Origin of the sequence: Flavobacterium aciduliphilum (genome assembly GCF_003268855.1) — a bacterium.
GTDB lineage: Bacteria > Bacteroidota > Bacteroidia > Flavobacteriales > Flavobacteriaceae > Flavobacterium > Flavobacterium aciduliphilum.
Genome location: NZ_QLSZ01000006.1, coordinates 102,952 through 124,275 on the forward strand (window position 1 = coordinate 102,952; position 21,324 = coordinate 124,275).

At 35.9% G+C, this 21,324-nt stretch carries 20 protein-coding genes; 9 read left to right on the forward strand and 11 right to left on the reverse strand.

Annotated features, from left to right (window positions below; all coding sequences use genetic code 11):
• Positions 1 to 120: 120 nt before the first annotated feature.
• Complete coding sequence (locus CLV55_RS07890; RefSeq protein ID WP_112113210.1) at positions 121 to 924, forward strand: TIGR00266 family protein; 804 nt, start codon at positions 121 to 123, stop codon at positions 922 to 924.
• A gap of 273 nt (positions 925 to 1,197) precedes the next feature.
• On the opposite strand, the gene CLV55_RS07895 is transcribed toward CLV55_RS07890, so the two are convergent.
• From CLV55_RS07895 to CLV55_RS07925, 7 genes are all read right to left on the reverse strand, one after another.
• A complete protein-coding gene (locus CLV55_RS07895; protein WP_112113211.1) occupies positions 1,198 to 1,665 on the reverse strand; it encodes a hypothetical protein in 468 nt (155 codons plus the stop codon).
• Between the two features lie 217 nt (positions 1,666 to 1,882).
• Positions 1,883 to 4,090: a TonB-dependent receptor gene (locus CLV55_RS07900; RefSeq protein ID WP_112113212.1), complete on the reverse strand. Its 2,208-nt coding sequence runs from the start codon at positions 4,088 to 4,090 to the stop codon at positions 1,883 to 1,885.
• Positions 4,091 to 4,149: 59 nt separating this feature from the next.
• Complete coding sequence (locus CLV55_RS07905) at positions 4,150 to 4,503, reverse strand: hypothetical protein (protein ID WP_112113213.1); 354 nt, start codon at positions 4,501 to 4,503, stop codon at positions 4,150 to 4,152.
• 93 nt (positions 4,504 to 4,596) lie between these two features.
• Positions 4,597 to 5,586 (reverse strand): aspartate-semialdehyde dehydrogenase, encoded by a 990-nt coding sequence (locus tag CLV55_RS07910; RefSeq protein ID WP_112113214.1) that lies wholly within the window; start codon positions 5,584 to 5,586, stop codon positions 4,597 to 4,599.
• 129 nt (positions 5,587 to 5,715) lie between these two features.
• Complete coding sequence (gene mscL, locus CLV55_RS07915) at positions 5,716 to 6,096, reverse strand: large conductance mechanosensitive channel protein MscL (RefSeq protein WP_112113215.1); 381 nt, start codon at positions 6,094 to 6,096, stop codon at positions 5,716 to 5,718.
• Between the two features lie 47 nt (positions 6,097 to 6,143).
• Positions 6,144 to 8,588 carry a bifunctional UDP-N-acetylmuramoyl-tripeptide:D-alanyl-D-alanine ligase/alanine racemase gene (locus CLV55_RS07920; RefSeq protein ID WP_112113216.1) on the reverse strand — a complete coding sequence of 815 codons (2,445 nt, stop codon included), beginning with the start codon at positions 8,586 to 8,588 and terminating at the stop codon, positions 6,144 to 6,146.
• A gap of 2 nt (positions 8,589 to 8,590) precedes the next feature.
• The gene (locus CLV55_RS07925; RefSeq protein WP_112113217.1) at positions 8,591 to 9,217 is read right to left on the reverse strand and encodes a thymidine kinase; all 627 of its coding nucleotides are present in this window, start codon (positions 9,215 to 9,217) and stop codon (positions 8,591 to 8,593) included.
• A gap of 100 nt (positions 9,218 to 9,317) precedes the next feature.
• Between CLV55_RS07925 and CLV55_RS07930 the strand changes: the two genes are divergently transcribed.
• From CLV55_RS07930 to recJ, 3 genes are all read left to right on the forward strand, one after another.
• Positions 9,318 to 10,127, forward strand: coding sequence for a hypothetical protein (locus CLV55_RS07930; RefSeq protein WP_112113218.1), 810 nt, complete (start codon positions 9,318 to 9,320; stop codon positions 10,125 to 10,127).
• Entirely contained in the window at positions 10,128 to 10,805 is a 678-nt protein-coding gene (gene rsmI, locus CLV55_RS07935; protein WP_112113219.1) for a 16S rRNA (cytidine(1402)-2'-O)-methyltransferase, read from the forward strand.
• 112 nt (positions 10,806 to 10,917) lie between these two features.
• A complete protein-coding gene (gene recJ, locus CLV55_RS07940) occupies positions 10,918 to 12,609 on the forward strand; it encodes a single-stranded-DNA-specific exonuclease RecJ (protein ID WP_112113220.1) in 1,692 nt (563 codons plus the stop codon).
• Here recJ and CLV55_RS07945 read toward each other — a convergent pair.
• From CLV55_RS07945 to CLV55_RS07955, 4 genes are all read right to left on the reverse strand, one after another.
• A complete protein-coding gene (locus CLV55_RS07945; protein WP_112113221.1) occupies positions 12,606 to 13,349 on the reverse strand; it encodes a UDP-2,3-diacylglucosamine diphosphatase in 744 nt (247 codons plus the stop codon). The two genes, recJ and CLV55_RS07945, sit on opposite strands and share 4 nt — an antisense overlap.
• 12 nt (positions 13,350 to 13,361) lie before the next feature.
• Positions 13,362 to 13,814: a 6-pyruvoyl trahydropterin synthase family protein gene (locus CLV55_RS07950; RefSeq protein WP_112113222.1), complete on the reverse strand. Its 453-nt coding sequence runs from the start codon at positions 13,812 to 13,814 to the stop codon at positions 13,362 to 13,364.
• Between the two features lie 27 nt (positions 13,815 to 13,841).
• On the reverse strand, positions 13,842 to 14,015 hold the full coding sequence (locus CLV55_RS12890; RefSeq protein WP_170122245.1) for a hypothetical protein: 174 nt from the start codon (positions 14,013 to 14,015) through the stop codon (positions 13,842 to 13,844).
• A gap of 78 nt (positions 14,016 to 14,093) precedes the next feature.
• Positions 14,094 to 14,921, reverse strand: a complete 828-nt coding sequence (locus CLV55_RS07955) for an Omp28-related outer membrane protein (protein ID WP_112113223.1) — start codon at positions 14,919 to 14,921, stop codon at positions 14,094 to 14,096.
• Between the two features lie 101 nt (positions 14,922 to 15,022).
• On the opposite strand from CLV55_RS07955, the gene CLV55_RS07960 reads away from it, so the two are divergent.
• From CLV55_RS07960 to ruvA, 5 genes are all read left to right on the forward strand, one after another.
• Entirely contained in the window at positions 15,023 to 15,499 is a 477-nt protein-coding gene (locus CLV55_RS07960; protein ID WP_112113224.1) for a TlpA family protein disulfide reductase, read from the forward strand.
• 1 nt (position 15,500) lies between these two features.
• Positions 15,501 to 17,171, forward strand: a complete 1,671-nt coding sequence (locus tag CLV55_RS07965; RefSeq protein WP_112113225.1) for a DUF6029 family protein — start codon at positions 15,501 to 15,503, stop codon at positions 17,169 to 17,171.
• A gap of 1 nt (position 17,172) precedes the next feature.
• On the forward strand, positions 17,173 to 18,258 hold the full coding sequence (locus CLV55_RS07970) for a hypothetical protein (RefSeq protein WP_112113226.1): 1,086 nt from the start codon (positions 17,173 to 17,175) through the stop codon (positions 18,256 to 18,258).
• Positions 18,259 to 18,357: 99 nt separating this feature from the next.
• Complete coding sequence (locus CLV55_RS07975) at positions 18,358 to 20,652, forward strand: NADP-dependent malic enzyme (protein WP_112113227.1); 2,295 nt, start codon at positions 18,358 to 18,360, stop codon at positions 20,650 to 20,652.
• A gap of 67 nt (positions 20,653 to 20,719) precedes the next feature.
• Complete coding sequence (gene ruvA, locus CLV55_RS07980; RefSeq protein WP_112113228.1) at positions 20,720 to 21,301, forward strand: Holliday junction branch migration protein RuvA; 582 nt, start codon at positions 20,720 to 20,722, stop codon at positions 21,299 to 21,301.
• Positions 21,302 to 21,324 lie beyond the last annotated feature (23 nt).

The following is a 21,324-nucleotide window of genomic DNA, read 5'->3' on the forward strand; positions in this document are numbered from 1 at the left end:
CAATACATATTTTTAAGTATGTTTTTTTGCACAATTCTATTTTGTTATTGTTCACAAGAGGTTTTTGTAACTTTCGTTTGATTTCGGCAACTAATAGTTCAAATTTAAAAAAGTACTACCATGCAAGCACACGAAATAGATTACCAAATTTTTGGTGAAGAAATGCAATATGTAGAAATTGAACTCGATCCGCAAGAAATTGTCATTGCCGAAGCGGGTAGTTTCATGATGATGGAGGATGGAATTCAAATGGAAACTATTTTTGGCGATGGCTCCGACCAACAACAAAGCGGTTTGTTTGGCAAATTACTCTCTGCTGGAAAACGGGTTTTAACGGGTGAAAGTTTGTTTATGACAGCCTATCAAAATAGGAACTTCAAAAAAAGTAAGGTGTCTTTTGCGGCGCCCTATCCTGGGAAAATCGTTGCGATTGACTTAGCGCAATTTGGCGGCCGATTTATATGTCAAAAAAGTTCGTTCTTGTGTGCGGCCAAAGGCGTTTCTGTGGGGATTGAATTTTCTAAAAAGTTAGGCCGTGGCTTGTTTGGAGGTGAAGGCTTTATCATGGAAAAATTGGAAGGCGATGGGATGGTCTTTGTGCACTCGGGAGGTACTCTAGCCAGAAAAGAATTGGCTGCAGGCGAAGTGTTAAAAGTAGATACGGGTTGCATTGTAGGTTTTACCAAAGATGTTGATTACGACATCGAGTTTATAGGAGGTATTAAAAATTCTCTTTTTGGCGGCGAAGGCTTGTTTTATGCAACGCTTCGCGGTCCTGGTACGGTCTATGTACAATCGTTGCCCTTTAGCCGATTGGCAGACCGAATTATTGCTTCAGCCCCAAAAGCAGGAGGGAATTCCCGTGAAGAAGGAAGCTTATTGGGCGGTTTAGGCAATTTATTAGATGGAGACAATAGCTTTTAAATAAAAGCAAAACCTGACAAGTTTCGAAAATTTGTCAGGTTTTAAAATCTAATCTTAAAATTAAAGAGGCTTTGCTAGTATGAGCATGACTCCTCTTACCTCATGACTCCTTTTGTATGGTTTTCTAAATTTCTTCTCTCCAACCTAATGTAAAGCAATTATCTTTTTCTTCTAGTTTACAATTGCCATGCTTAGGGATTCGTGCGTTAGCGGGGGAGTGAGTAAAATGCTAATAATATAAAAGATAGGTAATATCTAGTCACAGAATTATTATTATTTTTTAAATTTCATTTCAAAATCTCCTAAATATTTTTTTAATAAAAATGATTCTTCTTCATTTATCAAACCTTCTTGTTGATATGGCACAATAACATCGGTAACAAAATTATATTCTAAATCGTTGTTAATTTTACGACGTTTTAAAATCTTGGCTACTTTATTTTCTCTTTTATAAGGCAACCCCTCTTCTTTTATTCTTCTCCAAAATTCTTCAACATCTTCGCCATTACTTTCTTGAAATCGTGTGAAAATTGCTTCATAATCATATTTAAGACTGGTAAGATTTCTAAATTTTGGTTCTGAGTTAATTATTAACATTTTATTTTCATGATAGCAATTTAGAAGATGTTTACAAAAATCCGTACTCTCTTTTTTGGGAGGAAATTTTTTAATTGATTCAATTGCTATATCTGCTGCCTTTATTAAATTTAAGGAAGCTTCTTCATACTTTTTTGATGACATACTAATTTATTATATAATTAGAATCCCCGCTCCCGCGCGAAATGAAATTCAGCGTAGCTAATCCTTTCGTCTGGTTTTACAATTTAAAAAACAGAAAAACCACAAAATCCTATCCAACCCTCCTTTTTTTGCTTTTAGTGGCATGCTCGAGCCGATGATGAAAGGGTTTAATCGTTATCAAATATAAAAAAATCTAAAGGAATCATCACAAAACGAATTACATATTTAAAATAACGCCCAAAACTACGGTTCTTCCCATATTGGGGATGCCTTCATTTTTTAAACGGGACAAATGCGAAATATACGTTTTGTTGAAAAGATTATTGGCATTCAAATTCACATCAAAACTGGTTTTTCCTAAAGTTACTTTTCCACCAAAGCCCAAATTTACTAGCGTATAATCGTTAGATTTGGTTTCAAATAGACTCGGATTCTTTTGGTCGAACGTATAGGTGACATTCAAAAGCGCAAAAGGGTCTTTTAAGTACTTACTCGATTTGAATTCGGTTTTAATAGAGTTGTTCCATTTATTGGCAGGGATTAGAGGCAAGTTTTCACCGTTTTGTTTTTTTCCTGTGACACGTTCAAAACTACTCGTAATGTGCAACCAATCTACAGGGTGCGGATGAAAATGGATTCCGGCTTCTCCACCAAATAAAACCGCATTGGCTTGGGTATATACATAGGTGTCAAATCCGTTGGTAACGATACCATTGGGTGCGATAAAAATGTATTGATTGATGGTGTTGTAAAAGCCGTTGACAAACCATTCAAAATGTGGATTTCGGTATTCCAAATTCAAATCGGTTTGAAAATTCTGTTCGTTTTTTAAAGCAGCATTTCCCACCTCATAGCGATTGCTGCCTTCATGTACACCATTGGAAGTTAACTCTGCTAAGTTAGGTGCTCGAAATCCTGAGGCGAAATTCAATCGGAAGATGACGTTTTTCTTTATATTGGTTTTGAATCCCAATGAAGCATTAAAACTTTGAAATTTTTTAGCAATAGCTTGAAAATAGCCTTCATCCCCAAAATTTCCGTGTGCTATTGATGTGACATTTCTGTGGTCAAATCGCGCTCCAGCTTGAAGCACCTTTTTCTTCCACTCGAAATTTACCGTTCCAAAAACACCAAAATCGTTGGTGGTGGCATCTGGAATGAGGTATTCTTCTCCCGTATTCACATTGGTTTGATGCATGCCTTGCGTTCCTACAATCGATTCGAAGTTTCCTATTTTGGGTAAATAATACTTGACATTGTAATTGTAGGTTTTTAATGTCATGTGTAAATTGGCCACATCACTGTCTTCAAACTCACTTCTATTGTTGGAAATATAGCCCAAATCGGCATCCAATTTTGATCTTTTAAAGAAAATCGTGTTGTTCCAACTTAAAATAGTAGCATACACAGCTTGTTTCGGAAACGTTGTTTTATGAGTAGGGGTTTGTTCGGCGATACCTTGTTCAGGAATTCCTAAATCCAATTTATTGAAATTATAACGCAATGTAGACGTAAAGCGTTCTTTTGAATAACCCAAAGCCGTTTTAAAATCGGATTCATTATAGCGGGTATTAGTTACTCTATTTCCGTCAGGAATTTTATAATCGGCATGCGTATTGTAACTGCCCCGTGCTAAAAATTTGAACGAATCTGACGAGGTTTTAACGCCAAGAGAAGTACTACTTCCATTGGTGTTGGAAAACAATTTTTGATTGAAGTTCCCTTCCAGAGTATTGGGTGCAGCAAATTTTTCAGGGTTGAAATACAATACGCCCCCCAAGGCATCAGAACCATACAACAACGAGGCGGGACCTTTAATTACTTCAACACTTTCAATTCCGGCATCATTCAATCCCAAACCGTGTTCTTCGCCAAATTGTTGGTTTTCCAATCGAACGCCTTGTGAATACACCAACACACGATTGCCGCTCAATCCGCGAATGACGGGTTTCCCAATGGAGGTTCCGGTAGAAACTTGAGAAACTCCAGGGATAGTTGCTAAGCCTTCTATTAGGGTTGAGGTTCCTTTTTGGGCCAGTGTTTTAAGGGATTGGTGTTCGACTTTCATCACGTTTTGCGATTGTAATTTGTTGAATGCCGTTGAAATAATGACTTCATCCATTTGATGTATTGTTTCTGTCAAAATAATATTCATAACGGTCTCTTTTTGTGAGATTTCGACCGATTTTGTTTGGGTTTCATAACCCATATAGGAGCATGTGATTTTGAAACTCCCATTAGGAATATTGCGGAAGGTGTAGGTTCCGTTTTCATCAGATAGGGTTTCTTTATGAAGCTCTGGAAGGCGAATGGTCACGCCAGACAAAGGGGTGTTTTGTGGGTTAGAAATAGTCCCAACGAGTGTGTTTTGCGCAGACGCAAATATGGAAAACCCTAACATGAGGGCAAGAAAAAAAGATTTCATTTGTAAAAGAGTATATTGTTAAAAAATAAATATTCTGAATAGGCTTCAGAAAAAATGATTTAAACAATAAAACGTGGTGGGGCGCGAAGGGCAAAAAGACTGCCTTGAAACGTTTGTGTAATTTCTTTAGAATAGAAAAAAGAATAGGAAATCGGGATTTCTACGTTCTTAAACGGATAGGCAAAAAAGTCTGATTTTAAAGAAGAACTAAAAGCAAATTCACACACAAAACAATGTTCGTTGTTGTGATGCACATGAGTGAACTCGGTTTTGTTTTTAGCATATTTGTGATGGCATTCTTTAGAAGTAAGTTCTTGTTCTAAGTGATTAAAAGCATGCAAGGATTGAAGCACTAATGCGAACAAGAGTGTCAATCCGAAAAACACATTGAGAATGGCGTACTTTTTCTTCATCAAGGCAAAGGTAACTAACCTAAATGAAAAACCATTTGAATTAACAAACTTTTAGAAAGGTTAACTCAAATGGATTCAATAAGTTTGTTTGTATTATACGAGGTGGTTCGCAACCAAATATTCTGCAATTTGAATGGTGTTGGTAGCCGCTCCTTTTCTAAGATTATCGGCCACAATCCATAAGTTTAAGGAATTAGGTTGGCTTTCATCACGACGAATACGCCCTACAAAAACATCATCTTTATCTTGTGCAAACAAAGGCATAGGATAGGTGTATGTATCGGTATTGTCTTGAACGACAACCCCAGCAGTATGATGCAAGAGTTCTCGGATATCACTTAGGTTGAAATCGTTTGCGAATTCTACGTTTACCGCTTCGCTGTGTCCACCTACAACAGGAATTCTAATGGCCGTTGCCGTTACAGCAATGCTTTTATCTCCGATGATTTTTTGTGTCTCCCGAACCAATTTCATTTCTTCTTTGGTGTAGCCGTTTTCTTCAAACACATCGCATTGTGGAATCGCATTTCGGTGGATTTGGTATTTGTATGCCATGTCACCTTGCACTCCTGCATATTCATTTTCCAATTGTTGTACCGCTTTTACACCAGTTCCTGTAATGGATTGATAGGTAGAAACAATCACGCGTTTGATGTGGTATTTTTTGTGTAATGGCGCTAACACCATCACCATTTGTATGGTAGAACAATTTGGATTGGCTATAATTTTATCGTCTTTAGTTAGCTCAGAAGCATTGATTTCTGGAACGATTAATTTTTTGGTAGGGTCCATTCGCCAAGCTGAAGAGTTATCAATAACGGTGGTTCCTACGGCTGCAAATTTGGGTGCCCAATCTAAAGAGGTTTGCCCACCCGCAGAAAACAATGCAATATCGGGGCGCATGTCTACGGCGGTTTGTAATCCAACCACTTTGTACGTTGTTCCATTAAATTCGATTTCTTTTCCTACCGTTTTCTCTGAAGCTACAGGAATTAACGTTGTAACGGGAAAATTTCGTTCAGCTAAAACTTGGAGCATGACTTCGCCAACCATTCCGGTGGCACCTACAACAGCAACTTTCATATACGTATGATTTTTTACAAATTTAAGAAGTACAAATGTAAAAAGAAAAACGATGGAAATGAAAATTTTATAAAAAGAAAGACCGCTTTAGTTTTAAAGCGGTTTAGTTAGAATATATAATGTAGCGGTCTATTGTTTTTTTAGTAAATCTCTAATTTCGGTTAAGAGTTGTTCTTGAGTTGGACTAGAGGAAACTGCTGGTTTGGCTTCTTCTTTCTTTTTTGTGGCATTAATAGCTTTAATAATTAAAAATAAAATAAAAGCATCTATAAGAAAATTAATTACTGCCGATAAAAACATACCGTATTTAACTCCTCCAAAGATGGTTAATTCCTCGATTTTTGATAAATGAGCCGCTACTAGTGCAGGTTTTAACAATAAAGGCGTAATGACATCATCAATAAACGAACTTACAATTTTACCAAAAGCACCTCCAATAATAACCCCTATAGCTAAATCAATTACGTTGCCTCTAGTGGCAAAGGTTTTAAATTCTGAAATCATTCCCATGATCGTATTGTTTTAAATTAGTAGACACGAAGTTACAAAATAACTTTTTATTCTCTATAAAAAACGCGTTTTACTCGTTGCGAAATGCTCGTCATAATTTCATACGGAATGGTGCCCAGTTGTTTTGCTATAAAAGATACGGTTGGGTTTTCGCCAAAAATGATAACATCTGTACCTTCTTTACAATCAATATCAGTAATGTCTACCATAAGCATATCCATACAAACACTTCCTACAACAGGAGCTTTTTTGTTTTTGATGACAACATATCCGACACCATTTCCCCAATGTCTAGAAATTCCATCTGCATAACCAATTGGGATAGTAGCAATTTTGGTGGTTTTTTCAGCCATAAATCTTCTACCATAGCCCACGCTTTCTCCTGCTTTGATGGTTCGGATTTGAGAAATAATCGACTTTAATGTTCCAACATTTTCTAGTAACTTTTGTTCATCATCATCATTAGAAACACCATAAAGACCAATGCCTAAACGAACCATATCGTATTGGGCTTGGGGGAAATTGGAAATTCCAGATGTGTTTAAAATATGTCGAATGGGTTTGATTTGTAGAGCATTCATCAATTGTGATGATAGTTTTTCAAACAATTTTATTTGCGCCAAAGTAAAATCTACAAATGCCATGTCATCACTGGTAGCTAAATGGGATAAGATGCTTTTTATTTGAACGTTGGTATTGTTTTTTAATATTGCAATAAGTTCGTCGATATGCTCTTCTTCAAATCCCAAACGATGCATTCCTGTATCGAGTTTTATGTGAATAGGAAAGTTTTTCAATTTCTTTTGTTCGGCAATTTTTAAGAAAGCTGTGAGTCCTTTTAGGGAATAAATTTCAGGTTCTAATTGGTGTTGAATAAGGGCTGCAAAACTCGTATTTTCAGGATTTAAAACCATAATAGGCAACTCAATTTCTGCGTTTTTTAGCGAAATTCCTTCATCGGCAAAAGCCACCCCTAGATAATCGACTTTGTGATGTGACAGCAATTTAGCAACTTCAAAGCCTCCATTGCCATAACTAAACGCTTTTACCATAACCATCAATTTGGTTTCTGGTTGAAGCTTCGATTTATAGAAATTCAAATTATGACTTATGGCATTGAGATTGATTTCCAAAACGGTTTCATGGGTTTTTTCTTCTAAGGTGGCTACAATTTCCTCAAAATGAAAATGGCGTGCTCCTTTTATCAGAATGGTTTCGTTTTCAAATGTAATTTTGTCGATGGTGTCTAAAAACTGCGCTGTAGATTGGAAAGTGAGGCAATTGGGAAACTTGCTTTTAAATCCAGAAATGGTTTTTCCTATGGCAATCACACGATTGATTTTATTGGAAACAATCACCTGCGAAACTTGCGAATACAATTCTTCAGTAACCAATCCGCTTTGAAAAATATCCGAGAGAATAAGCGTTTTCTTTTTATATTGCTTTTGACTTTCTAGAAAATCTAACGCGATTTTTAACGACTGAAAATCGGAACTGTAACTGTCATCAATCAGGGTAGTATTGTTTACGCCATTTTTAACTTTCAAGCGCATTTCTACGGGATAAAGCATGGCCATTCGATGTTGAATGGTTTCATGATCATATTTAAAATATAACAAGACCATCAAACAATGCATAGCGTTTTCAATTGACGCTTGGTCAGCAAAAGGGATCATGATTTTAAAACACAACTTTTGAAAAGTAATTTGAAGTTCTGTTTTATCAGGACTTTCTTTAGCTCTTACAAAAACATCGGCTTTACCATCTTCAGAACTCCATGTAAACGTATTGATTTTGGGATTCAGAAACGCTTCTATGGTTCGATTTTTATTCATAATTAAAACCTCAACGGACGAGAATAGTTTTAATTTTTCTTTTATTTTTTCGCCAACATCATGAAAGCCTTCGTTGTGAGCCGAACCAATATTGGATAATACTCCAAGGGTAGGTTGGATGATGCGTTGCAGATTAGCCATTTCGTTTATGGTAGAAATTCCAGCTTCAAAAATCCCGAGGTTGTGTTTTTCGTTAATTCCCAAAACCGAAAGCGGTACCCCAACTTGGGAGTTATAACTTTTGGGTGAGCGAATGATATTGTAATCGGGACTTAGCAAGAAATTCAACCATTCTTTGATGATGGTTTTTCCGTTACTTCCTGTGATTCCTATCACTGGAAAATTGAAATCACTACGGTAAGTGGTAGCAAACGTTTGTAATGCCTGAACGGAATTCTCAACCACAAGAAAATTGGCCTTTCCTTGTACGTTAGAAGGGATATAGTTAACAACAAAATTCATTACACCCTTTTCAAAAAGATCGGCGACAAATTTATGTCCGTCATTGTTGGGGCCGACTAAAGCAAAGAATAGCGTACTTTCTGAATTTTGTAGCGAACGACTATCAATAGAAATGTGATCTACTATGGCGATATCGTTTATACCAACAAAAGTAGCTTTAATGATTGGAATGATATTTCGGATGGAAAGGGTCAAAATTATTCTTCTTTTTTCTCAGACAAAAGTTCGGCATCTTTTACTTCCAAGTTTTCTCGCATGGCTTTAAAATAGGCCGCCCGACTTAAAGGTTCGTACTCTTCGGTTTCTCCAAGTAACACCAAATGGTCGCTGTCGGCTTTTCTAAAACTGTAGTGCGCTAAGTTGCCTGTTCGGGTACAAACGGCATGGACTTTTGTTACATATTCGGCAGTAGCCATCAGCGCAGGCATCGGTCCAAAAGGGTTTCCTTTAAAATCCATATCCAATCCAGCAACGATAACACGAATGCCAGAGTTTGCTAAATCATTGCAAATTTTTACAATCTCATCATCAAAAAACTGAGCCTCATCAATTCCTACGACATCGCAACCTTGAGCTAAAATAGCAATGTTGGCAGCCGCTGGTACGGGTGTGGAACGAATTTCATTCTTGTTGTGCGAGACCACCATTTCTTCGTCATAACGAGTATCGATGGCAGGTTTAAAAATCTCCACTTTTTGTTTGGCAAATTGCGCACGTTTGAGTCTTCGGATGAGTTCTTCGGTCTTTCCAGAGAACATCGAACCGCAGATTACTTCAATCCAGCCAAATTGTTCTTTATGATTTACAGTATTTTCGAGAAACATTTAATAATTTCGTTATTATGAAACAGGAATTTCTGTTACATTTGTACAAAACAAAAATATCAAATTCTTATAAGAAATTTCACTTCAACGCATTAAAGTTATGAAAAAAAGATTGGAAGCCGAATTAATAAGCATTGCACACCGAATTTTGAAATTAAAAAACAAATCGGAGCTTGACAAACTGTATTTTGAAACCCAAAAGTTGTATGAGGCATTGACTGTTTTGAAATTCTATGGCGACAATTATGAACAAGTAAAAACGTCTGTTGAAGCAGAAGATTTAGAAGAAAAACTAAGTGCTTTTATTAATAATGACTCAACAAGTGAGGCAGCAGTTTCAGAAGTTGTTGAAGAATTGATAGAAGAAACAGCAGAGGTTCCAACCGCAACAGAAGCGGAACTAGAGCAGCCAACAGCAGCAGAATTAACAGAGGAAACCCCTGTTTCTGAGTCAGCCCCCGATTTTGATCCTATTTTTGAAATGGCAGCCGAAGCTTCTTTTGAAGAAGACATAAAAGAAACCGAATCTTCCAATGAAATGGAACCTAAACAAATGATTTTGCAAGATATTCTTGGAGATTATACCGAACCTGAATTTGTTAAACCTAGTGACATCGTGGTACCTCCTTCGTTGAAAAGTAGTATTGAAGAGCAACCCCTATCGTTGAATGAGCAACATTCAAAAGCGATTAATATTGGTTTGAATGACCGCATTGCTTTTGTGAAAAACTTATTTGGCGGCAGTACAGAAGACTACAATCGTGTATTGTCACAGCTTAATACGTTTACAACCCTAGAGGAGGCCAAAGATTTTATAGAAGAAATCATCAAACCCGATTACAATAATTGGGAAGGGGTAAATGATTATGCCGAAAGATTTATCGAAATTGTGGCTAAAAAGTTTTCATAAATGAGCAAACTGTTTTTAGTTCCAACACCCATTGGCAATCTCGACGACATGACTTTTAGAGCCATTCAGGTTTTAAAAGAAGTCGATTTAATCTTGGCAGAAGATACACGTACCAGCGGGAAATTATTAAAGCATTTTGAGATTGCTACACACATGCAGAGTCATCACATGCACAACGAACATAAAACTGTTGAAAATTTAGTCGCCCGATTGAAAGGAGGCGAAACGATTGCTCTAATTTCCGATGCGGGAACCCCAGCAATTTCGGACCCAGGATTTTTATTAACGAGGGCATGTGTGGAAAATGGCATTGCAGTGGAATGTTTACCTGGTGCCACAGCCTTTGTCCCTGCCTTAGTGAACAGCGGTCTACCCAACGATCGATTTGTTTTTGAAGGATTTCTCCCCGAAAAAAAAGGAAGACAAACGCGTTATTTGTTCTTGGCAGAAGAAACGCGAACCATGATTTTTTATGTGTCACCTTATAAATTGGTGAAAACCTTAGCCGAATTTACGCAGTATTTTGGTGCAGATAGACCAGTTTCTATATCAAGAGAATTGTCAAAATTACACGAAGAAACCATTCGCGGAACCGCTGAAGAAGTACTCAAACATTTTGAGCATAAAGCACCAAAGGGCGAAATTGTAGCCGTGGTTGCAGGAAAAAGTGTGAAGTAAATCACGACTGAATCTGCAAATATTTTGGCAACAGCTTAAATATCAAAAGAATTTTATACATTTACAAAATATAAGCCATAAAAACATAATTTATAATTTTAATTCACAATTTATGCGTTGGACTTTACAATCGAAGCCAGAAAAAGAACAAGTTCAAAAACTACAAAACGAACTTAGAGTTGACGAAATCATCGCAACATTATTAGTACAAAGAGGGGTTACCACCTACGAGCAATCCAAGACATTCTTCAGACCCACTTTAGACGATTTGCACAATCCGTATCTCATGAAAGATATGGATAATGCTGTCAACCGTATTGAAAAAGCAATTGAACAAGGCGAGAATATTCTAGTTTTTGGGGATTATGACGTTGATGGTACCACGGCAGTCTCTTTAGTGTCGAGTTATTTGCGTAGTTATTATCCCAATATCGCTACATATATACCCGATCGATATGATGAGGGATATGGGATTTCCTATAAAGGAATTGACTTTGCAGCCGATAACGAAATGTCACTTATAATTGCTTTGGATTGTGGAATTAAATCTATCGATCACGTGACTTATGCCAATGCAAAAAATATTGATTTTATTATTTGTGACCACCATAGACCAGGAAATGCTCTACCAGAAGCAGTTGCGGTTTTAGATCCTAAACGAGACGATTGTACGTATCCCTATGATGAACTTTGTGGTTGTGGTGTGGGGTTCAAGCTTATCCAGGCTTTGGCCCAAAATAGAAATCAATCCGTTTTAGATTTAGTTCCTTATTTGGATTTGGTTGCTACAGCCATTGCCGCCGATATTGTACCAATTACAGGTGAAAATCGCGTTTTAGCAAAATTTGGATTGGAAGTGATTAATACGAATCCAAGACCAGGAATTATGGCATTGGTTCAGAATATAAAGAAAAAAGTGTTAACTATTACAGATGTAGTTTTCATTATAGCACCAAGAATCAATGCAGCAGGTAGAATTAAACATGGTAATGCTGCAGTGGCTTTATTGACTGAATTTGATCTGAAACAAGCCGAAGTTTTTGCCTCAGAAATAGAACAACACAATGCAGATCGAAAAGATTTAGACAAACAAATCACCATAGAAGCGCTTGCTCAAATTGAAAATAACGAAGAGCAAAACCGATTTACTACGGTTGTATATCAAGAAAATTGGCATAAAGGCGTAATAGGAATCGTGGCCTCCCGATTGACAGAAACCTATTATCGCCCTACGATTGTATTTACAAAAAGTGGCGATAAATTGGCCGCCTCTGCACGATCTGTGAAAGATTTTGACATTTACAATGCTCTGGAAGCCTGTGCGGAACATTTAGAACAATTTGGAGGACATATGTATGCTGCAGGAATGACTTTACATGAAGCAAATTTTCCAAATTTTAAGGAAGCCTTTGAACAAGTAGTCAAAAATACCATTTCTCCTGATTTATTGATTCCTGAAATTTCAGTAGACTTAGAAATAAATCTTACAGAGATAACGCCGAAATTAGTGCGATTACTCAAACAATTTGAACCCTTCGGACCCCAAAATATGGCTCCAGTTTTTATGTCTAAAAAGATCAGAGATACAGGGTATGCGAAACCATTGGGTCAAAAAGACGAGCATTTGAAAATGTTTGTTAAACAAAATGAAAGTGAGGGGTTTTCTGCCATTGGCTTTGGACTAGGACAAAAGATAGCAATGGTACAAAGCACAAATTTATTCGATGCGGTTTATTGCATTGACGAAAATGAATTTAATGGTAATGTTTCTATACAACTGAGGGTAAAAGACATTAAAAACTAGTATTTTTTTATCTCGAATTGGTACCCGTCAAATACGCCATAGGTAAAATAATTTACCCAATCTCCTAAGTTAACATATTGGGATTGAGAACCTATGGGTAAAATTAAGGGTAAATGTCTGTGTCCAAAGACAAAAAAATCATAATGTTTTGTTTCTAGTTTACGTTTTGCATAGAGAATGAGCCATTCTTTATCTTCGCCTAAAAATTTTACGTCAGAAGCGCCTGATATCAGTTTGTTTTTTACGGAGAGGTGTTGCGCTAGTGCTACGCCAATATCGGGATGAAGCCAACGATATAACGCTTTTGAAAACGGATTAGTGAAGACTTTCTTCATTCTTTTGTATCCTTTGTCTCCTGGACCTTTGCCGTCTCCATGACCTATAAGAAATATCTTGTTATTAAAAACAAATTCTTTATTGTCATGATACACGGGAATATTAAGTTCTTTTTCAAAATAATCAGCCATCCATAAATCATGATTTCCAACAAAGAAAAAAATTGGAATACCATTATCACGGAGTTCAGCCAATTTTCCTAGTACCCTAACAAATCCTTTTGGAACAACTGTTTTATATTCAAACCAAAAGTCGAATAAGTCCCCTAGAAGAAAAATAGCTTCTGCATCATTTTTTACTGCATCAAGCCATGCTACAAATTTTTGTTCTCGAGGAAAACTTTGTTCTGGAGTAGGCGCGCCAAAATGTTGATCTGAGGCAAAATATATTTTCTTTAGTGTCATTGGTAAAGGGTATTATTCATTGTCACTAGCATACCACTCGGCATAGGAACTTTCAGTTTCTTGGAGTTTAAGAGCGTGTAATTGAATGCCTTCAGGAAGTCTGTTCGTTATTTTTTTTGCAAAGTCAATGACCATATTTTCGCTAGTAGGTTGGTATTCAACTAAGATAACATGATGTCCTCGCGTTTGTAACTCAGCGGCCAATTCGATATGAGGGGTGTTTTTATTGAAAACAGTGGCATGATCAAAAACATCTACAATTTCTTCTTTTACAATTTTTTTTAAATCGGAAAAGTCAATAACCATACCATATTTAGTGTTTTTAGTATCTGTAATGGGTTTTCCTATTACTGTAACATATAATTTGTAACTGTGCCCATGAACATTTTTACATTTTCCATCGTAGCCAAATAAGGCATGTCCCGTCTCAAAATTAAATATTTTAGTAATTCTAATCGTACTCATGTATCTTTTTTTATTGTGTTAGCAAAATTACATATTGTTTCTTTTCTTTTTGGCATAGTAGTAAAAAAGATAAGAAACCCCTGCTAATAGTGCAAAAGGGAGTACTTCTCCAATCCAAGCTCCAATTAAATAGCTGTTGTCGGGAGCTTTTTTTATTTTTTCGTCAATATTGACTTGAAGTAAAAGAGTTAAAAACGTCATGAGGTTTTGATTGAAAAGCAAACATACAAAAAAAAGGTCACTAAACAGCGACCTTTATGAGTATTGAGAATTTCTTTATTAGGGATTGATTTCGAATGCCTGATTTTCATTAGCTTTTGATGCCCTTGCATTTAAAGATTTGTTGTCACTACCTGTAATAAATGCCACAAAACTTATGTTTGAAGGGTTAGTCACAGAGGTCGGAATTGGTAATGTAAAATGTTTAGTAATTGTGGTGCCATGAGTTGTCCCGTTTAGGTCATCCCCCAAAATATTGGTAAGAGCATTTCGCAATACATGATTGTGTTCGTAATCATTTATTGGATTTACAGCATTGTAATAATCAGTGTAATTGCGTTGAGGGTAAATTAATTTATCTTCAAGGAGATAGACCACCAATTTTAAATCTGAAAAATCCTCAAGGAATTTCATGTTTACATCTAAATCAATAGTGCCATTAGAGATACTCGAATTCATTGCCAATCCTAATGTTGTGTTGTTTCCTGTTAAATTTAAGGCATCTTGAGTATTCGTTGGCTCTGGAAAAGTCCAAACATTCATCCTATTTAATCTTGAAACAGGCAAAGCTAATGGGCTGTTGGGTAAGATTAAATTTTTTAAAGGAGCAATGCCATCAAAACTATAGGGGTCGTTTCCATTATGAATCGCCACCACAACTGCTTTGTCGGTTTGTTCATTGACTTGATCAATCGCATAAGCTACGCGTGTGCAATTCCCACACCAAGTACCGGTGTAATCTTCAATGAGCACTCTTTTTTTGAAATACCCAGAAATTGCAGGAGCATTAACACTTTGATCGGGTTTGTTTTCATTAACAATGGTGTCGCTACAAGAAAATAAAATCCCCAGACCTATTACGCATACAAATAAAAATACTTTTTTCATTATTCTATATGATGAATTAATCAATCGAGTATACAAATAAAATAAAATAAATTTTAATTTCTGAACAATTATTTATTTATTTGTAAAAATAATGATTTTTTATGAAAAAAATAGCCTTTCTTGTATTGTTTTTTGGATTGTCAGCTGTAGCTCAGAAAAAACTACCAGATGTAAGTTTGTTCGATTTAGAGGGTAAAAAAGTCTCTGTAAAAGACGATTTTTTAGAGAAAGATAAAATTTATATTTTTTCATTTTGGGCAACTTGGTGTTCTCCATGCATCAATGAACTAGATGAAATGAATGATTTACAAGAAGAGTGGAAAAAAAGTCTCAACATAGAAATTGTTGCTGTGGCAACAGATGATTCTAGAACACAAAAGCGGGTAAAACCCCTAGTTAAAGGGAAAGATTGGAACTATAAAATTATATTGGATACAAATCAAGATTTAAAAAGAGCACTTTCTATAGCAAATATTCCCTACACTGTGGTAGTAAAAAATGGTGTAATCGTTCATATTCAAAATGGATATGTGCCTGGTAGTGAAGTAGAATTGTTCGAAAAATTAAAATCTTTGTAGTATGAAAATAAAAATCATAGCCTTTTTGTTGTTTTCATCTATTGCATTCTCCCAAAAATTTGGCGTTGTAAGTGGTGGATTTGAATCCAATTCGCAATGGTATCTCAATGATAAGGGGTTGAAAGATGAATTTAATAATCCGACAACCCATCCCGATCAACCGTTGCGTTCCAACAGCTATCTTTTTTTGAATTATAAATATAAAAAATGGTCTGCGGGAATACAAGGAGAAAGCTATGAGGATAATGCCCTTCTCAACATGAATCCAAAATACCAAGGGATTAATGTTGGGACGTATTTTGTTCAATATAAGTCCAATACGATTGATGTCACAGGAGGATATTTTTACGAACAATTTGGAAGTGGATTGCTGTTTAGAAGTTGGGAAGATAGAGCTCTTGGAATCAATAATGCATTGCGTGGAGGTAGAATTGTTTATAAACCAACGACTTATTTAACTATGAAAGCGTTATGTGGAAATCAAAGAACGGGCTTTGATGTAACAAAAAGTACCATTTTTGGTTTTGATGCTGAAGTTACGCTTTCTGAAATATTAAAGTATAAAGAAACTGAGCTGTCCCTTGGGTTTTCCTACCTAGGAAGAGATGAAAAGACAGCAATTGAAAATCCTAAATTTGCATCTTTAACAAACGGATATTCTGGGAGATTAAACCTGAATAACCAATCTTTTTATGTATCAACAGAATTTGACTATAAGTCGAAGGATGCCGTGGTGCAAGTTACAGATCAAATAGACAATAATCTAATAAAACCAGGAAGTGCTCTTTTGCTAAATTCAGGGTATTCGAAAAAAAGATTTGGAATAAATGGAACCTTTAGAAGAATAGAGAATATGAGTTTTTTCTCTGAACGAGCCGCTAAAGGAAATTCATACAACGATCGAATTATGAATTTTATACCAAGTTTAACTAAACAACAACATTATAATTTAGCTAATATCTATGTTTATCAAGCTCAACCTAATGTGATATTGGCAGACAAAGATTTGGTAAAAGCGGGTGAAATAGGAGGACAAATAGATGTGTTTTATGAAGTCAAAAAAGGGACTAAATTTGGAGGTAAAAACGGAATGAAAATAGCCGCAAATTTCTCTAATTGGAATGCTTTATCAGGAACGTTTTACCTTTATAATCCTCAAGATTATAAAACGGATTTTTTTGGATTTGGAAAAAGATATTTTACCGATTTTAATGTAGAAATTACTAAAAAATGGAATGCAAAATGGCAATCTATTTTTAGTTATGTGAATCAATATTACAACAAGAAAATGATTCAAGAAACTACAGGCGAAGTAAAATCAAATATTTTGACTGCAGAAACGACATATAGATTTGCATCTACTCGGTCAATTCGTGTGGTCGGTGAACATCTATGGGCAGATCATGACAAGAAAAATTGGGTCGCAGCTACGATAGAGTTTAATATCAATTCGAAAATCTCGTTTTATTCTACAGATTTGTATAACTATGGAAACGATACGGATTATTTAAGAAACCATTATTACAGTTTTGGAGGTTCCTATAGAGTTAAAGCAACAAGAGTTGCTTTGAATTATGGTCGACAAAGAGGCGGATTGGTTTGTGTAGGAGGGGTTTGTCGTTATGTCCCTGAGAGTTCAGGATTATCGATGACTATTAGCACCTCTTTTTAGAATGTTTTTCGTTAAGTTAAATAGAGTTATTTGGATAGTGCTTTTTACTATTTCATTAGGTTCTTGTAGTTCGTCGAACGAAGAATATGTTGCTGTTCCTCAAACACCGGTCAACATTGATTTAGCTTTAGTGCCTTATCAAAAATTATCGGAGTATCATTTTTTTGAGGGCGAGTTAAAAAATTTGAGTCCTGTTTATGGTGTTTTGCCTTATCGTCCAGCTAGCGAATTGTTTACAGATTACGCTTTAAAAAAACGCTTTGTTTTTATTCCAAAAGGAGTGAAAGCAAGTTATAATGGAGCTGAAAATAGTCTTAATTTTCCCATAGGTACTGCTTTGATAAAAACGTTTTTCTATGCGAATACACTACCAAACTTAACGACTCGTATTATTGAAACACGAATCATGATTCGCAGAGCCAATGGATGGATTTTTGCCGAATATGTCTGGAATGATGATCAAACGGAAGCTTATCTACAAACACAAGGTTCCCAAACTGCTATTTCTTGGAAGGATGAAAACAATATAATTAAGCAAATTAATTACAAAATACCTTCTCCAGTTGTTGATTGTAAAAGATGTCATGGGGCAATAAATGGAAGTAGATTCCCTATTGGATTAAAACCACAAAATCTAAATTATTCGTTTCCCTATTCAGATGGAGAAAAAAATCAATTGACTAAATTTATTGAGGTTGGCTTTCTAGAAGATAATGTGCCATCAACTATTGAATCTGTAGTTGATTATAATGATGTTTCAAAGCCGTTAAATTTGAGAGTTCGTTCGTATTTTGATGCCAATTGTTCCCATTGTCATACTGATCAAGGAGAGGCCGATGTTTTTGATTTGCGATTTGCGTATACCAAAACAATCGACCCACAAGAAATGGGAGTCGGTGTCCCTGCACAACATTTTGTTCCAGGATATAATGGGAGAATTGTGCAACCGAATAACGTGGGGCAATCTATTTTGTATTATAGAGTTAATACCCAAACCGATACCTACTACATGATGCCTCCTCTTGGTAGAACAATCACACACAAAGAAGGTGTTCAACTTATTGAGCAATGGATTAATTCTTTCTAAAGAGAAGGTTTAGTATTAAAAAATATCCAAAAGAAACTATATATTTTTTTCCTTTTTCGGGAGATACTCTTACATTTGTAAGTTATAATAAAAACCGAAATGAAAAATTCGAATAAGCGACGTGAAGCACTATTGTATCACGCAAAACCCACACCAGGAAAGATAAAAGTAGTACCTACAAAAAAATATGCCACACAAAGAGATTTGTCGTTGGCCTACTCTCCTGGAGTGGCAGAACCCTGTTTGGAAATCGAAAAAGATAAAAATAACGTATATAAATACACCTCTAAGGGGAATCTTGTAGCTGTAATCTCAAATGGAACGGCAGTACTAGGATTAGGAGATATTGGTCCAGAAGCTTCAAAACCTGTTATGGAAGGGAAAGCGTTATTGTTTAAAATCTTCGCCGATATTGATGTTTTTGATATCGAAGTGGATACCAAAAATATTGATGCTTTTATCGAAACCGTAAAAAATATCGCTCCAACGTTTGGAGGAATTAATCTTGAAGATATTAAAGCGCCAGAGTCATTTGAAATTGAAAGACGACTTATTGAAGAACTCGATATTCCTGTGATGCATGATGATCAACATGGTACTGCAATCATATCGTCGGCAGCGTTATTAAATGCTTTAGAACTAGCTCAAAAATCAATTGATAATATTAAACTTGTTGTTTCAGGAGCGGGTTCAGCTGCACTTGCTTGTGCCAATTTGTACGTGGCTTTAGGAGTGAAACTTGAAAATATTTTAATGTTTGATTTTCATGGGGTTTTGAGTGCAGAACGAGAAGATTTATCAACGCTTCAAAGAAAATACGCACGTGGAATTGAAGGTATGACTATGAAAGAAGCGCTTTTAGGAGCCGATGTCTTTCTAGGATTATCAGCAGGAAATATTCTAACTCCAGAAATGTTGATGGGAATGAATGAAAATCCCATCGTATTTGCAATGGCCAATCCCACACCAGAAATTGATTACAACTTAGCAATCAATACGAGACAAGATATTATTATGGCCACGGGAAGGTCAGATTATCCGAATCAAGTTAACAATGTCTTAGGATTCCCCTATATTTTTAGAGGAGCTTTAGATGTTCGTGCGACGAAAATTAATGAAGACATGAAGATGGCAGCCGTGAAGGCATTGGCCGCTTTAGCCAAAGAAATGGTTCCCGAACAAGTAAATATTGCTTACGGGGAGACACGTCTCAATTTTGGGCGTGATTATATTATTCCAAAGCCCTTTGATCCAAGATTGATTACTACTGTGGCTCCAGCTGTAGCAAAAGCAGCCATGGAAAGTGGTGTTGCGTTGAATCCTATAACCGATTGGGAAAAATATGAAAGTGAATTATTAGAACGCATGGGTTCTGATAATAAAATGGTGCGTTTGTTGATGAATAGAGCAAAAACAGATCCTAAACGAATTGTTTTTGCTGAAGCAGACCAATTGGATGTTTTGAAAGCGGCTCAGATTGTTCATGAAGAGGGGATAGGATTGCCAATATTACTTGGAAAAAAAGAAGAGATATTGGAATTGAAAGAAGAAATAGGTTTTGATGCAGATGTGCCTATTTTGGATCCAAAAACAAAAGAAGAAGATAAAAGACGATTAGAATATGCTAATATCTTTTGGAAAGAAAGACAACGTCGCGGAATTTCCTTGTTAGATGCTCAAAAATGGATGCGTGAACGTAATTATTTTGCGGCCATGATGGTCAATCAAGGTGACGCAGATGCTATGATTTCTGGATATTCTAGAAGTTACCCGACAGTGGTCAAACCCTTAATGCAGTTGATTGGTAAAGCGCCAGGGATTTCGTTAATTGCCACCACCAACATGATGATGACCAACAGAGGACCAATGTTTTTGTCTGATACTGCCATAAATCCTAATCCTTCTGCTGATGATTTGGCTAAAATCGCTTTAATGACTGAAAAAACAGTTCGTATGTTTGGTATGGAACCTGTAATTGCGATGGTGTCATTTTCTAATTTTGGTTCGTCAGCCCATGAGAGTGCTAATAAAGTAAGAGAAGCGGTAGCCTACTTACACAAATATTATCCAGATTTGATTGTAGATGGTGAAATTCAAACCGATTTTGCCTTAAACCCTGACATGCTTAAAGCAAAATTTCCCTTTTCTAAATTAGCAGGAAAAAAAGTGAATACGCTTATATTTCCAAATTTAGAGGCTGCAAACATAACTTATAAGTTGCTTAAAGAATTGTATAAAGTTGATTCGGTGGGACCAATTATGTTAGGAATGGACAAACCTGTTCATATTTTTCAATTGGGTGCAAGTGTCGAAGAAATGGTAAATATGGCTGCAGTGGCTGTTGTTGATGCGCAAGAAAAAATGAAAAGAATTAAGAATTTTAAAGTTAAATAACGATTATTCAGTAAGAAAATAGGCTAGAAAAAGTTTTTTGTTATATTTGGTTCGTATTAACAAGATTATGATTGCACACATTCAAGGAAAATTAGTTGAGAAAACGCCAACCGAATTGGTATTAGACTGTAATGGAGTGGGATATAGTATTAATATTTCCCTTCATACGTTTTCTTTATTGCCTCAAAATGATTTTGTGAAGCTTTATACGCATCTGTTAATAAAAGAAGACGCTCACACTTTGTATGGGTTTGTTGAGAAATCAGAACGAGAGCTATTTAAATTACTTCTTTCGGTATCTGGGATTGGTGCAGGGATTGCAAGAACAATGTTGTCTTCCTTAGAACCTAAGCAAATTATACATGCCCTAGCTAACGGAGATGTGGCTACGATTCAATCCATAAAAGGGATTGGAGGGAAAACAGCTCAACGTGCAATTCTTGATTTGAAAGAAAAAGTGTTAAAAATATACGATTTGGACGAAGTTTCTATGTTTTCAAACAATACAAATCGAGATGAAGCGTTATCTGCTTTGGAAGTTTTGGGATACGTTCGAAAAGTTTCAGAAAAAATTGTCGATAAAATAATAAGTCAGAATCCTGATGCTACAGTTGAAGGGATTATTAAACTCGCATTAAAAAATTTATAATTTTTGAAAACACATTACGATAA